Source organism: Ignavibacteriales bacterium (assembly GCA_016700155.1).
Classification (GTDB): Bacteria; Bacteroidota; Ignavibacteria; order Ignavibacteriales; family Ignavibacteriaceae.
This window is the reverse complement of sequence record CP065001.1, coordinates 3075039-3090834: the sequence shown is the minus strand read 5'-3', so window position 1 is coordinate 3090834 and position 15796 is coordinate 3075039. Positions and strand designations below refer to the sequence as shown.

Sequence of the window (15796 nt, the reverse complement as noted above, 5' to 3'; positions counted from 1 at the left end):
TTAACAGCTAATAATTAAATGTATGGAACAGTTTTTTATTGTTCCGGAATGAATATGCAAAACAAGCTGACTATTAAATTATTTCTTGTTGTAATTTTTCTGCAAGCAAATATTATTGATGCTCAAACTGAATCATCATTCAGAATCGCTCGTCTAAAATACAGCGGCGGAGGCGATTGGTATAACGATCCTTCGGCAGAGGTTAACCTGCTAAAATTCATTAAAGAGAATACCAACATAAAAGCAAAAGATGAATACAAGTTTGTTGATCTTTCAGGTGATGAAATTTTTTCGTACCCGTTTTTATTTATGACCGGACATGGAAATGTTACATTCAGCCAATCAGAGACAGAAAGATTAAGGAAATACCTTGAAGCAGGCGGATTCTTATATATCGATGATGATTATGGTCTTGATAAAGCTGTCAGAAGAGAAATGAAAAAAGTCCTGCCGTTAAATGATTTTGTTGAACTTCCGTTTTCGCATCCTATTTATAATAATGTTTTTGATTTTACATCAGGTCCGCCAAAGACACATGAACATGATAAAAATCCACCGCGAGGATTTGGAATATTTATCGGGAAAAGATTAGCTGTTTATTATACTGTTGAATCAAATCCGAGTGACGGCTGGGCTGATTCGGAAGTTCATAATGATCCGGCGGTTAAAAGAGAAGAAGCTCTGAAATTCGGAACTAACATTGTAGTTTATGCACTAACTAATTGAGATGGTAAAAAAGATTAAGAGTAAGAATATGAATAAGATTAAGAGAAAGAATATGAGTTTGTGATGAGCGAACAATCAGGTTTTTACAATGAAATACTAAATAAGCTCGAAAGGCTTAACAGGAAAGAATCTATACGGGTTTTACTTAACCGGATAATTCAAATTTCATTTTTATTTGTTTCGTTGTTTATACTTTTTTCTTTTGCTGAGTTGATCGGATATTTCCCGACCTGGACAAGAACCCTATTCTTTTTTTCTTTATTGATTTTATTTACTGCAATTGTATTACTTGGCTTATTGATTTTCATCCCGGGGATACATAATTGGTTTTCCAAAACAAATTATTATTCTACTGCACAGAAAGTCGGGTTATTCTTTCCCTCGATTAAAGATGATCTTGTAAACGCAATGCAGCTTGTTGAGACTGGTTTGGTTTCCACTCTTTATTCGCAAAACCTGAAAGATGCTGCATTCAGAAACGTTTATAACCGTTCCCGTGAATTGAAGTTTGAGAGTATTATCAACTTTGATCGGCAAAAAAAACAAGCGATGTTACTCTTTGCTGCAGCTTCTATAATTGTATTATTAATCGCCTTCATTCCTGGACTTGCTAATGCTTCCGGCAGAATTATTAATTTTTCAGATGAGTATAATAAACCGCAAAAGTTTTATCTCTCGGTGCTGCCGGGGAATCATACTATCACAAAAGGTGAAGATGTTGAAATCAAAATAAAAGTTGATGGCGACAAACCCGGTTATGTATTTCTTGCAACAAAGGATGATGAGCAAACAGATTATTCGTTGGCAAAAGTTATGCGGGATTCTTCTGGAGATTATATTCAGCAATATTCTGCTGTAAGAAAAACGTTCAGGTATTATGCCTCATTAGATGATATAGAAAGCGGCGAATACGAAATAACAATCATCGATAGACCGGTCATATCAAACATACTGATCAATGTTACTCCGCCTTTGTATTCAGGATTAAAATCATTTCAACAAATTGATAACGGAAATATAACTGCGTTATTGGGAAGTAAAATTGAATACAGAATCACATCATCTAAAGAAATAAAATCTGCGGAACTTGAATTTTCCGATTCAACAAAAATTGATTTGAAGCCGGCACTCACAGAAGCAAAATCATCTTTCAATTTAAGAGGTGATAAAAATTATCACATTAATATTACGGATATAAATGATAACGCAAATCTTTTCCCGATTACCTATTCGCTTAAAGTTGTTTATGATTCTTACCCGTCAATTGATGTATTGATGCCGGCACAAAATATCCAGCTTGGGAATGATAACCGTGTTAATCTTTCGGTAATGATTAGTGATGACTATGGATTTAATAAACTCCAGGTTCATTACCGTCTTGCTGAATCAAAATATGAAGCGCCTCAGGAAAAGTTCACAGCATTCAATCTTGATATTCCTCAAAGTCAGAAAGAAGCTGAAATAAATCACACATGGAATCTTTCCAATCTTAATCTTGCAACGGAAGATGTTGTTCAATATTACTTTGAAATTTTTGATAACGATAATGTAAGCGGACCCAAATCAGTAAAGAGCGCGACTTACCTGATACGCGTTCCTTCTCTTGATGAACTTCTCGCAAAATCCGATGAAGTGCATAATGATGCTCAACAGGATCTGAAAGAAACTTTGCAGCAAGCTGAAGAACTGAAAAAAGAAATTGAACAAATTGAACGTGATCTAAAGCAGGATAAAAAAGAATTAAACTGGCAGGAAAAAGAAAAAATTGAAAAAGCTCTTGATAAGTTTGAAGAACTGCAGGAAAAAGCCGAACAGGTAAATGAGAAGCTAGAACAAATGCAGGAACAGCTTCAGGAGAATAATTTATTATCCAAAGAAACACTTGAGAAATATCTTGAACTGCAAAAACTGATGGATGAACTTTCCAGTGATGATATGAAAAAAGCAATGGAAAGAATGAGGAACATGCTTCAGAATATGAACCGCCAGCAGGCTCAGGACCAGATGAAAGATTTTAAACTAGATGAAGAAAAATTCCAGCAAAGTATCGAAAGAACGATGAACCTTTTGAAACGAATTCAGATTGAACAAAAGGTTGATGAACTGATGAAACGAACTGAAGAAATGACTGAGATGCAGGAGGAGCTTGAAAAACAGACCTCAGAAAGCAATACGTCTGACCAGAAAAACCAGGAACAGCTTGCAAAAAAGCAGGATGATATAAGCAAAAATCTGAAAGAGCTTGAAAAGGAAATGAAAAATCTTTCTGAAAAAATGAAAGAGCTTGAGGATATGCCGAATGAGCAGATGGAGGACTTGCAGGAAGAATTTGATGAACAAAATAATGATGAACTTTCTGAACAGGCTGAAAATGATTTAAAGCAAAAGAAGAATCAGAGTGCTATGCAAAAGCAGCATAAGCTGAGCAACAACATGAAAAAGATGAATCAGAAAATGCAGCAGCTTCAGCAGTCAATGATGCAGCAGAACCAGATGCAGACTTTTACCGATATGATGAAGATCCTTGATAACCTCATCAATCTTTCCAAGCAGCAGGAGGAATTGAGAAAAGAATCACAGAACATGGATCCGAATTCATCGCAGGCAAATGAAAATGCGCAGAAGCAAAATAATCTTCAAAGAAGTCTTGATAGAATTCTTCAGCAGATGTCGGATGTATCACAAAAAACTTTTGCGATAACTCCTGAAATGGGTAAAGCGCTTGGTGATGCAAAAAAAGAAATGAACAATGCTATACAATCAATGCAGAACCGGAATACAGGTATGGCTTCGATGAACCAGGGTGAATCGATGAAACATCTTAACGAAGCGGCATCAATGATGAAAAGTTCTATGGAATCAATGATGCAAGGTGGTAGTGGACAAGGTGGAATGATGTCGTTAATGCAGCAGCTTCAGCAAATGTCAGGGCAGCAAATGAGTTTGAATAATCTTACTCAAATGCTGCAGCAGGGAAAATCCGGACAGCTGTCACCACAGCAGCAGTCTGAACTGCAAAGATTAGGTCAGCAGCAGGAACTAATAAGAAAATCACTTGAGGAACTGAACAAAGAAGCAAAACAATCCGGGCAAACAAAGCGGCTTCCGGCAAATCTCGAAAACATTATGAGGCAAATGCAGGAAGTAATTTCAGATATGAAAACTGAAAAATTAGATGATGATCTTCTTCAAAAACAGGAAAAGATTTTGTCAAGATTATTGGATGCTCAGCGTTCAATAAACGAAAGAGATTTTGAGAAACAGCGTGAATCAAATTCAGGGCAGAATGTTGTAAGGGAATCACCATCTGATCTGAACTTAAATTCTAACAGCGGCAGAAACAGGATTCACGATGAATTGATAAAATCAGTTCAGGAAGGTTATTCACGCGACTACGAAGAACTCATCCGTAAATATTTTGAAGCCCTACAGAAAGAGCCGGGCAATTAGAAGAAATTTAGTACGGGCTGACATTTAACTCCATGTAGAACTCAAAAAAAAATTTTTATTTCCAATCAATTTATTTTAGAGTAAGTTTCTGCAAGTCAAATAAACAAAGCAATAAATGAAAGAAGTATTCAACTTTGCATTAGAAACCGCGCTTAAATTAAGTGGTAAAGATGCGGGTTGCGTAGTGAGGGTTTTCAAGAATAATCATGAATTTGTTGCATCAATATTTCCCACCGGAAAATTAAATCAAAAATATTCTCTGTTTGTTTCGGAGTCTTTAAATATCAATAAGTGGGGTGAGAAAGGCTTACTACCAGTTAAGCGGACTGCTGAAGGGATTAAAATATTCTACCAGGAAATCATTTCTATTAATCCGGCAGAAGAGGAAAAAATAATTTTGATAGTTTTGACCTCGGACAATAAAATTATTAAACCTGCTCTGAAAAAATCACTGGATATTATTTGTGAAAACCTTGGTTTGGCTTTCAAAGAAAGTGCAAAGTTAAAATCGAATGAGTACAGAAGTAATAGAACATTTAATGATTCGATGGTAAAAGTGCTTTCAATAATTGACGATGCAGTTCTGATTTTAAATCCTGAAGGAATTGTAATTGAAGCAAATAAGGCAACTATGGAAATGTTTGAATTACCAATTGAAGAAATTTCGGGAAGACATTTAATCGAATTAATCCCTGCTGATCAGATCGGAATATTTACGAAGAGTTTTAACTCGTTAATGACCGAAAGAAAGATAAATACAATTAATGTAACAATATCAAAGGCGCATGGCGGAGAATCGAACATAACATTCAAAACCGGAATAATGGAAAATGGAAACCAACTGGAATACATCGTATTGACGGCAAAAAAAATTCCGGAGGCTGACATACAGGCGGATAGTAAATTTCTAAAGGCGAAACTGATTGAAACCGAACGCGTTCTTAAAATTGAAAAGTCACGGGTGCATCAGCAAAAAGCTATACTCGAGGAACTTAACCGAATGAAGGATGAATTCATTTCAAATATTTCTCATGAATTCCGAACTCCGCTCGCATCTATTATCGGTTTTTCTGAAACTATTGACTCGGAAAAAGATCTTGACGGAGAGACAAGGGATGAATTCAACAGGGAAATTCTGAATGAAGCGAAGCGTCTGGCAAAATTGATTAATGAAGTGCTGGATACATCACTTGTTGAAGGTAAAAAAATATTGCTGAATAAAAGTTCATTTGATGTGGTTAGTCTTATCAAAGAGCTTATAAATGAAAATTCTGCGGGGATGAAAGCAAAGAGTCTTGTGCTGAATCCGGATCTGCCGCAAGGTGAGGTATTAATTTACGCAGACAGAAAGCAAATATTTGATGCGATAAATTCCCTGATTTTGTTTTCCATTTCAATGTCGGCGAGATCGGGAAGGATAAGTATTATTCTTAACAAATTCGTCGATGAAACTGAACTGATAATAACCGATACCGGAAAAGGTATACCCGAGGATATAAAAAGTAAAATTTTAAAACATGTTGCTCATGCTCAAGCGGAAAATTTTACATCAGAAATTGTTCATAGCTTGGTTTTTGCTAAACAAATTGTAGATTTACACGGTGGATTATTCATATTTGAGAGTGAAATAAACAAAGGTACAAGTTTTGTAATGAAACTGCCTATGATCAAAAACCTGCAACAATTCTAAGGTAAAAACTGTGAACAAACTGGTCTACATAGTAGATGATGAACAGGCAATATCAAAACTCTTAAGTTATTGGGTCAAAGATAAATGGCATTATGATGTGGAAGTTTTCTCAAATGGCGAAGACCTTTTGAGAGGACTTAGTAATAACGGAAAACCGGATCTGATTTTACTGGATATAATGTTACCGGGTTTAAATGGTATCGATACACTCAAAAGGGTAAAACAGCTCGATGAAAATCTTCCCGTAATAATTTTATCGGCCCAAGGCAGTATTGAAGTAGCGGTTGAATCGTTACGATTTGGTGCATTTGATTACTTCCCTAAACCGATTGACCAGCAGCGGCTTGAGCCTGCAATTAAGAATGCTATAAAAAGTTATGATCTCCAGCGTGAACTGCAGAACCTTAGAGAGAATGTTAAGAAGGAATACAGTTTTGACAACATTATCTCCGCTGATGGTAAAATGCAGGATGTGTTTAAACTTGTATCAAAAGTATTAAACAATGACATCACAGTTCTTATTTATGGTGAAAGCGGCACAGGTAAGGAATTAATTGCCCGTGCAATTCATTATAACGGAAAACGAAAAGATAAACCATTCATTGTCGTTAACTGTGCTTCAATTCCCCGTGAGCTGCTTGAGAGTGAATTGTTCGGACACGAAAGAGGTTCATTCACAGGCGCCCACCAGAAAAAGCTGGGAAAATTTGAGTTAGCAAACGAAGGCACAATTTTCCTTGATGAAGTTGGTGAACTTGAAATGCTTCTTCAGGCAAAACTGTTAAGAGTGATACAACAGAAGGAATTTGAAAGGGTCGGTGGAACCGAACTTATTAAAACTGATGTTAGAATTATTTCCGCAACGAACAGAGACCTTAAACAGGCTGTGGACACTAAAGAATTCAGAGAGGATTTGTATTACAGATTAAATTCATTCCCCATCTACATACCGCCATTAAGACAGCGCAAAGGTGACATACTAGTGCTTGCCCAGTATTTCTTCGATTCATTCAATAAAAAACTTGGCAAGAATCTAAAAGGATTTTCAAAAAAAGCATTGAAACTGATTTATGATTACGCCTGGCCCGGTAATATCAGGGAGATGGAGAATACAATAGAACGCTGTCTGGTTGTAGCGGAGAACGATACTGTTGAAATTGACGATCTACCGCCGCACATCCGGAATATGGAATTGATTTCAGCACCGGTACAGCCGGGATCATTGTTCAGTGACGATAATATTGTTCCTTTTGAAAGATTAAAGGAAGAAGCTATAAGGCATGCTCTGAAAATTACAAACGGTAATATTGTTGAAGCAGCAAAAAAGCTTCAGCTTGGCAGAGCAACTATTTACAGATTGATGGAAAAATATAATATTGATCATCATTCTTTTGATTAAACAGAAAACAAAATAATAAGGTTAAAACATGGAATTCATAACCGAAGAACATGGTGATGTACTCGTTAAAATGGTAATGCTTTCAAGAGCAACCTTGCGTGAAGCGGATGATTTTAAAAATGCACTTGCTGAGGATATACAGAACGGCGCAAGAAAAATTGTGGTTGACCTTAGTGAATGTGAGTTTATTGATTCAACTTTTCTCGGCGCACTGGTTGTATCACTGAAAAAAGTTACAAGCCTTGGCGGTGATATGAGACTTGTTGGATTTCAGCCGGCAGTTCATTCTATGTTTGAACTTACCAGGATGTACAGGGTTTTTGAATCATTCAAAACAAAAGAAGAAGCGGTAAATAGTTTTAATTAAATGACTGAAATAACTCCGCACGGTATTTATTTTAGTAAAAATTTTTCGATAGTAATAAAAATTAAAAAATAATGGTTCATTACCATTGGTGCTAAATCCTTCTTTGAAAGCTTCTGGGGATCATACCGGTGCACAAAACCGGGGACTGATTCAAGAATATTGACCTATGAATAGCGACGAAAAAAAATCTGTACTCATAATCGACGATGATATAACCATCCGAAAACTCATTTCCCATCATCTAAAAATAAAAGACTATAGCGTACTGGAAGCCACTAATCCTGATGAAGGATTTTCGCAGTTAAATAACCAGAAAGTTGACCTTGTTTTATGTGATGTTACGATGGGTGATATGGATGGATTCTCATTCTGCAGGAAAGTCCGTGAGAGTGAAAAGTACAGACTTCTTCCGTTCGTATTTGTAACCGCAAAAAACAGTATTGAAGATAAATCAATGGCTCTCGAAGCCGGCGGAGATGACATCATTACTAAACCTTTTGATGTTAACGATCTGCTGATTAAAGTTCAGGCGTTGATAAGACGTTCTGACATTTACAAAGTTTACGGTGCTAAAAAACATCTTGAGCAGTCGTTTTCTTCGGCAATGGCTAAAATACTTATTGTTGATGATGATGTTTCGCTGGCAAAATTATTTCAGTTCAATCTTAATAAAGCAGGGTTTGACTGCAGCATCGCCATAAGTGCTGAAGAAGGCTTTAAAATGGCTCATATGATCTCACCGGACTTAATAATTTCTGACATTATGATGCCCGGCGTAGATGGTTATGAGTTCAGAAAAATGCTACTTGCCGATCAGCAGTTGAAATCCATTCCGTTTGTATTCCTTACCGCAAAGGGAAATGAAACAGATATACTTGATGGCTATGATCTCGGAATTGCAGACTATGTTGTTAAGACAGCCGGACCAAGAGTAGTAGTTGCAAAGGTAAGTGCTATCATAAAAAGTCTTGGCAAAGAAAGAGAAAAAGTTGTTACAGAACTGCACGATGCTGCAGATTCATTGCGTGCTAAAGTTGTTCCTGAAAGTTTTCCTGAATTAGACGGATTTGATATTAAACATTGGCACATTCCTTTTCAGGGAATTCCGGGCGGCGATTTCCTGGATTATTTTCCTCTAGATGATAATCATATGGCTGTAGTACTTGGCGATGTCATGGGAAAGAAATGGGGTGCATGGTATTTCGCATTTGCTTATGCGGGTTATGTACGCAGCGCATTAAGAGTTGTACTGCAGAATGCAAAAGGATTTACTCCAAGCGATATACTTCAACGTGTGAATAATTCCGTTTACCAGGATGCAAAGGTTTCAGAAGTTTTTGCGACTCTGAGTATTCTGGTGATTGATAAACAAAACAAGACGGTAAAATACACTGGTGCAGGAGATCTACCGATTATTTATAAAAATGGGACGACCGGGGAAATGAAAAGAATTCAGTCAAACGGATTACTGCTTGGATTTGCCGCAGAAGGAAATTATTCCGATGTGTTCATTCAGCTTAATAAAAACGATTTACTGTTTATGCTGACTGATGGAATTTTCGAATCGCGAAATGCTGCCGGTGAACCATTTGGTTCAAAAAAGCTTATGGAGGTTGTCGCAGAAGTAAATGATTCTGTTGATGCCCTGGAAAAAATAAAATCGGAATTCAGTCTCTTTACCAACAGCAAATTTGAAGATGATCTCAGCCTGATTGTTATTAAATCCCGTTAATTATACAAATTTTTATTAAGCACATCCCTAAACTTTTCTCATTTTCATCCGATAATATTTATGAAGGCTCTCTTCTGGAGACCCCGTTATTTAATAATAATTTGAATTTGATTTGTTGCGAAGGACTCGTAAGTAAATTTCAGGGAAGAAAAATGAAAAATTTTACCATAACAGAATCGGCGATTTACACAAAAAAGATCAGCGGTCATTTACTTGTTAATGATTATTTGCGCATTCCATTAAGATATGGTTTTTCAGGTCTGGCTATTATGTTTTCACTGTGTTCATTAATGAAGTATTTCGGGTTCCTTGCCGGTGCACGTGCTGAATTCAGTGTCGGAACTGATGAAGTTATGCTTTCATTAATTGGGTTTGTAATTCTTTTCCTGATCAGGTTTCTCGCAAATTACAGAAACAGCATAACCGAAAAAGTACAGGAAAGAAAAATTTATACTTCCGAAGCTGCCTGAAGTTTTTCTGTACGCTCTGCAAGTTTTAACTGTTCGATAAGCTCATCAAGATCGCCCTCCATAATATTTGAAAGGTTGTAAAGAGTTAACCCGATCCGATGGTCTGTTACACGATTCTGAGGATAGTTGTATGTTCTGATTTTATCACTTCTGTCCCCGCTTCTTACCATACTTTTTCTTTGTGCAGAAATTTCGTCATTCTTTTCTTTCAGCTTTATATCATAAAGCCGTGCGCGTAAAACCTTCATTGCCTTCTGGCGATTCTTTAACTGCGAGCGCTCATCCTGGCATTGAACGACTATTCCAGTCGGCAAGTGAGTTATTCTTACAGCAGTTTCAACTTTATTAACATTTTGACCGCCTGCGCCTCCTGAACGGAAAATATCAATCTTCAGGTCATTCGGATTTATATCCACCTGAACGTCCTCAACCTCCGGAAGCACAGCCACCGATGCTGCTGACGTATGCACTCTTCCGCTTGCTTCTGTAGCGGGAACTCTCTGCACACGATGAACACCGCTTTCAAATTTCATTTCACCAAAAATTGAATTTCCGCTGATTGAGAATACAGCTTCTTTAATCCCTCCGAGTCCTGTATCACTTATGTCAATGTATTCTACCTTCCAGCCTTTTACTTCCGCATATCTTGTGTACATCCTGAATAAATCTCCAGCAAACAATGCAGCTTCCTCGCCCCCGGTGCCGGCGCGTATTTCAAATATAACATCTTTGTTATCGTTCGGGTCTTTTGGAAGAAGCAGTACTTTTATTTCCTCTTCAAGATTCTCTCTTTCATCTTCAAGATCTTTTAATTCGATCTGCGCAAGATCAGCAAGTTCTTTATCCATTCCGGAATTTATGATCTCTTTATTGCCATCGATATTCTTAAGTACTTCTGAATATTTTTCATAAGCTGAAATTATCTCAGTCAGGTCGCTTCTCTCGCGGCTAAGATTTACAATTTTATCTCTATCATTCATGAATGACGGATCAGACAACTGCTGATTTATCATATCAAAACGATCTTTTATTTTTCTTAATCTTGTTATCAGTTCCATTGTATTCTTTATTTTGGAGAGCAAATATACTAAAGCTGGGTTTCAGAATAAATTAGGACTTCGTTTACATGGTCTTTAAAGAATTCAGGTATGATTTTTTACCTGTCCCAAACTGTCTGAGTACTTCACTGAAATGAAGCAACTGTCCTTCCAAAAATTTCGGAGTAGTTATGAATAGAAAAGACTTTATTTACAAAATGGGTATAGGAACCACCGCAATTGCGTTTTGTAATTGTATGGTCGGCTGCAGCGGGGAAGATGAAGTAACTGGTCCGCCGCCTCCGCCTTCAAATGTAGATTTTACTCTTGATTTAAATGATGCTGCAAACAGTTCATTAAACACTAACGGCGGATCTTTATACAGAGGCGGAATTCTTGTAGGCAGAGTTAACGCGACAACCTTTATAGCTTTATCACAGGTTTGCACACACCAGGGAACTACAGTTCAGTTTCAACTTGCGAACAACAGAATTCATTGTCCTAATCACGGTTCAAACTATACATTGGAAGGAACTGTGATTAATGGTCCTGCAGTGCAAGCTTTAAGAAAATACAATACTGAGTTAAATGGAAATTTACTCAGGGTATTCAGTTGAATGAGTTATAAATTTATTCATCTGTTCGTTCTTCAACAAGTAAGAATATTCGGGAGTCCATTCTATCAAGTTCTATTGATGCACTGTCAGTAAACTGAATTTTTTTATTTGTTGCCAGTTCTATGATGGTGTGAACATTTCTAAATAGTTTTTCCTGTTTTGTCAGAGTCAGTGTTTTGTTTGTATCATTATTATTAACGACACACAATAGTTTTTCTTTACCAGTAGTTTTTAAGTAGTGATAAATTTCATTCTTAACAGGAAAGTGAATTAATTTTCCTGATGAAATCGCTTCATACTTTTTTCTGACGCTTAATAGATTTTTTGTGTAGTTAAAAATTTCATTTTCTGTTTCAGTTCTTTCAGCTTCCTTAAAGGCATTTCTTTTATGATGTACGAACCCTCCCGGAAAATCAGTTCTTATCGTTCCATGATCCGGACCGCCAACCATTCCAATTTCAGTACCGTAATACAACTGCGGAATTCCTCTTGTGGTAAACAGGAGGAACAAAGCAATTTTAACCCTGTCAATATTTTCTTTGGAAAGAAACATTGCGCGTTTGACATCATGATTATCAAGGAACGTCATCAGGTTATCTGGGTCAGCATAAATAAAATCCTTCGCGAATGCTTCATAAAAATCATATAACCTTTTTTCGCCGCGGAGGTAGCCAATGTAAGTCCAGTAAATTCCAAAGTCGGTTAGAGCAGGAAGATAAGTATCAAAGTCATTCTTGAATTTATTCCCTGACTGGTAATAAGAAAGGAAGGTCGCATCGTTCACCCATACTTCACCAACAATATTAAACCCGGGATATTCATCAAGTATAGCTTTGTTCCATTCGCTTAAAAATTTTTGGTCAGGATAAGGATATGTGTCTTCACGTATTCCATCAAGTCCGGAGTATTCAATCCACCATATCATATTTTGAATGAGGTAATTTTTTACAAAAGGATTTTTCTGGTTCAGATCGGGCATGTAATTGGTGAACCAACCGTCAGTTGTATTTGAGATTGTGTGATTGACGGAATATGGATCAGAAAATGAAATCTTAAAATGTTCAGTGAGTTCGTGGCTTTCAATTGAACCATTCACCCAATCACTGAACGGAAGATTTTTCATCCAGGGGTGATTTATACTTATGTGATTGCTTACGTGATCAAAAATTATTTTCAAATTATTCTTATGAGCTTCATCAACAAGTTTTTTATAAAGTTCGTTCGTTCCAAATCGCGGATCAATTTTATAAAGATCAGTTGCAGCATAACCATGATAGCTTGTACGAGTATTGTTTTCAACTAAAGGATTAATCCATAAGGCAGTTACACCGAGCTCCTGTAAATAATCCAGATGATTGATCATTCCCTGAATATCACCGCCGTGACGCGAATATGCTTCATCGGGATCAAATTCATTTTTCATTCCATCAACAATGTCATTCGTTGTGTCGCCGTTTGCAAACCTGTCCGGTGTTATCAAATAGATTACGTCTTTATTACTGAATCCCTGATGTTTGCCATCAACTGATTCGCGTTGAAATACCGGATATACGATTTCAAACTCATCGGCATTATTTTTCAATTTTAATTTATGATTTCCCGGTTTAAGATTTTCTGGAATTGATATGTCAATAAAAAGATATTCAGGGTGCTCTGCTTCTGTGACTTTTGTAACTGTGATTGACTTATCTTCAAACTCAGCGGAAATATTTTTTAGATTTTCTCCATAAACCATCAGTTGAACATTATTCCACTTCATTCCGGTCCACCAGTTAGGAGGTTCAATTTTATTTACCTTTATCTGCTGACCGGATAATGTAAAAATGTTTAAAACTATAAGTAAAGTGAGATGGGCAAAAAATCTTATCATACAATAACCATTAAGTTGTGTTTAATAAATACGTTCACAAGATAAAGATTACAAGTTAAAAGCGAAAAATATGGTTCCTGTTTTTGCAGGTTTTATTTTATATTTTTGTAAGCACAAAGCAAACAGAATTTAATAATGAAACAATTTGATATACCGCAATTTTACAGAAGCCCTGTAATTTCAAGGATAAAAAATCTTAGGCGGAATGACGATCCGCGCAAAAAAGATTTCACTCCGACAAAATTAGATTTTGGTCCGGTAAGATTTTTAATAGCGCGTCACTTCGGTTTTTGTTACGGAGTTGAAAATGCGATTGAGATAGCTTACAAAACCATTAATGAAAATCCTGACAAAAGAATTTTCCTCCTGAGTGAAATGATACACAACCCTGGAGTAAATGACGACCTGCTGAAAAGGGGAGTGAAATTCTTAATGGATACTTCGGGTAATCACTTAATTGACTGGAACGAACTGAATAGCGACGATATAGTAATTATACCGGCATTCGGAACTACACTTGAGATTGAAAAACAACTCGGAGTTTTGGGCATTGATCCTTACCGCTATAACACAACATGTCCATTCGTTGAAAAAGTCTGGAACCGTTCCGGACAGCTTGGTGAAAAGGATTATACAATTATCATTCACGGTAAACATTATCACGAGGAAACAAGAGCAACATTTTCTCATACTGTCAATAAAACAAAATCAGTTATAGTAAGAGACATAGAAGAAGCAAAATTTCTTTCAGGCGTGATCACAGAAAAAAAATCTGAAGAAGAATTTTATAAATTTTTCAGTGGTAAATATTCCGAAGGATTTAATGTAAAAACTGATTTACTGAAGATCGGAGTCGTTAACCAGACCACTATGCTTGCAACAGAAACGGAAGAGATTTCAACTCTGCTTAAAAATGCGATGATAGAAAAATATGGTGTAGAAAACATTACTGAACATTTCGCTGATACACGTGATACATTATGTTATGCAACAAATGATAACCAGGAAGCAACATACGGACTGCTTAATGAAAAAGCTGATCTTGCCATTGTCGTTGGAGGTTATAACAGTTCGAACACAAGTCACATTGTTGAACTGTGCGAAGCGAAACTTAAAACATATTTTATCGCTGATGAAAAGAAGATCATATCAGATAAATCTATTCTTCATTTTGAAGTTCATCAAAAAAAAGAAATTGTAAGTGAGAACTATTTGCCTGTAAAAGATAAGGTTGATATCATACTTACAAGCGGCGCTTCGTGTCCCGATTCAGTGGTTGATGAAGTTCTGCAAAAGCTGGTATCATTTTATCCTTCAGCACGTACCACTAATGATGTTATTGATGAGTTGTTCAAGTGATGAGCTTAATAAACACTAAAGGTTTATTTGTAATTCTTTAGTGATATGGGTAAATTTGCAAGCCATTTATGAATAAAACTAAACCAATTGAATGAGAGCAATAATACCTGTAGCAGGAATCGGAACGCGTCTTAAGCCGCACACTTTTTCAACTCCCAAAGTACTGCTGAATGTCGGCGGTAAACCGATATTAGGTCACATACTTGATAAGCTTCTTGAGGAAGGAATTAATAAATCCACCTTCGTCATTGGCTATTTGGGTGATATGATAAAAGAGTATGTTGAAAATGAATATCCACAAATGAATTCAATATTTGTAGAGCAGACTGAAATGAAAGGATTAGGTCATGCTATTTACACAGCAGTTCCTTCCTTTGATGATAAAGAAATATTTATAATTCTCGGCGATACAATTTTTGATGTGAACATTAAAGATGTATTGAAAAACAAAAAGAGCGCACTCGGCGTTAAAGAAGTTGAGGATCCGAGCCGATTTGGTGTTGCCATTTGTAATAACGGATATATCCAAAAACTTGTTGAGAAACCTCAGACGAAAATTTCCAACCTTGCACTTGTTGGTTTGTATTACATATCAAATGCAGATGCCCTGGTTAAAAGTCTTAACTGGTTGATTGAAAAAGATATCCGCACCAAAGGTGAATTGCAGTTAACTGACGCACTTCAGCAGATGATTGAAACCGGGGAGAAAGTAACTACATTTCCCGTTGAAGGCTGGTATGACTGCGGTAAACCTGAAACATTATTATCGACAAATAAAGTTTTACTTGATAAAAAAAGTACAACTCAGAAGTTTGAGAATGTTGTCATAAATAATCCTGTGTTCATTTCAGAAGGAGTTGACATTTCAAACTCTGTAATCGGTCCATATACTACGATAGATAAAGGCAGCAGGATAAAAGATTCTGTTATTAAGAATTCAATTCTTGGTTCTAATGCAGAGGTCTCAAAAGCTTTACTGGAAAATTCGATAATAGGAAATAAGGCAATTGTCAAAGGTTCATTCAAGAGATTGAACGCAGGCGATTCATCAGAAATAGATTTTTATTAATTATTAATTT

General features: G+C 36.4%; 12 protein-coding genes. 10 read left to right on the top strand and 2 right to left on the bottom strand.

The features are described 5' to 3' along the window. Window positions 1–54 precede the first annotated feature (54 nt). The 7 genes from IPM56_13205 to IPM56_13175 all read left to right on the top strand — a co-directional run bounded on the left by IPM56_13205 (window position 55) and on the right by IPM56_13175 (window position 9834). Complete coding sequence (locus IPM56_13205) at window positions 55–726, top strand: DUF4159 domain-containing protein (protein ID QQS35202.1); 672 nt, start codon at window positions 55–57, stop codon at window positions 724–726. Window positions 727–789: 63 nt separating this feature from the next. Continuing rightward, complete coding sequence (locus tag IPM56_13200; GenBank protein ID QQS35201.1) at window positions 790–4176, top strand: hypothetical protein; 3387 nt, start codon at window positions 790–792, stop codon at window positions 4174–4176. 115 nt (window positions 4177–4291) lie between these two features. Continuing rightward, window positions 4292–5866 (top strand): PAS domain-containing protein, encoded by a 1575-nt coding sequence (locus tag IPM56_13195; GenBank protein QQS35200.1) that lies wholly within the window; start codon window positions 4292–4294, stop codon window positions 5864–5866. A 10-nt stretch (window positions 5867–5876) separates the two neighbouring features. After that, a complete protein-coding gene (locus IPM56_13190) occupies window positions 5877–7265 on the top strand; it encodes a sigma-54-dependent Fis family transcriptional regulator (protein ID QQS35199.1) in 1389 nt (462 codons plus the stop codon). A 28-nt stretch (window positions 7266–7293) separates the two neighbouring features. Continuing rightward, on the top strand, window positions 7294–7632 hold the full coding sequence (locus IPM56_13185; protein QQS35198.1) for an STAS domain-containing protein: 339 nt from the start codon (window positions 7294–7296) through the stop codon (window positions 7630–7632). A gap of 166 nt (window positions 7633–7798) precedes the next feature. Further along, window positions 7799–9364: a response regulator gene (locus IPM56_13180; GenBank protein ID QQS35197.1), complete on the top strand. Its 1566-nt coding sequence runs from the start codon at window positions 7799–7801 to the stop codon at window positions 9362–9364. 152 nt (window positions 9365–9516) lie between these two features. Further along, window positions 9517–9834: a hypothetical protein gene (locus IPM56_13175; GenBank protein ID QQS35196.1), complete on the top strand. Its 318-nt coding sequence runs from the start codon at window positions 9517–9519 to the stop codon at window positions 9832–9834. Here the strand turns inward: IPM56_13175 and prfA are convergent. Continuing rightward, a complete protein-coding gene (gene prfA, locus IPM56_13170; GenBank protein QQS35195.1) occupies window positions 9813–10892 on the bottom strand; it encodes a peptide chain release factor 1 in 1080 nt (359 codons plus the stop codon). The two genes, IPM56_13175 and prfA, sit on opposite strands and share 22 nt — an antisense overlap. Before the next feature lie 170 nt (window positions 10893–11062). Between prfA and IPM56_13165 the strand changes: the two genes are divergently transcribed. After that, entirely contained in the window at window positions 11063–11488 is a 426-nt protein-coding gene (locus tag IPM56_13165) for a Rieske 2Fe-2S domain-containing protein (GenBank protein ID QQS35194.1), read from the top strand. A 13-nt stretch (window positions 11489–11501) separates the two neighbouring features. On the opposite strand, the gene IPM56_13160 is transcribed toward IPM56_13165, so the two are convergent. Continuing rightward, entirely contained in the window at window positions 11502–13358 is a 1857-nt protein-coding gene (locus IPM56_13160) for a cyclomaltodextrinase N-terminal domain-containing protein (GenBank protein ID QQS35193.1), read from the bottom strand. 135 nt (window positions 13359–13493) lie between these two features. On the opposite strand from IPM56_13160, the gene IPM56_13155 reads away from it, so the two are divergent. After that, window positions 13494–14717 carry a 4-hydroxy-3-methylbut-2-enyl diphosphate reductase gene (locus IPM56_13155; protein QQS35192.1) on the top strand — a complete coding sequence of 408 codons (1224 nt, stop codon included), beginning with the start codon at window positions 13494–13496 and terminating at the stop codon, window positions 14715–14717. 91 nt (window positions 14718–14808) lie between these two features. Beyond that, window positions 14809–15786 (top strand): NTP transferase domain-containing protein, encoded by a 978-nt coding sequence (locus tag IPM56_13150; GenBank protein ID QQS35191.1) that lies wholly within the window; start codon window positions 14809–14811, stop codon window positions 15784–15786. The last annotated feature ends 10 nt before the right edge of the window (window positions 15787–15796 follow it).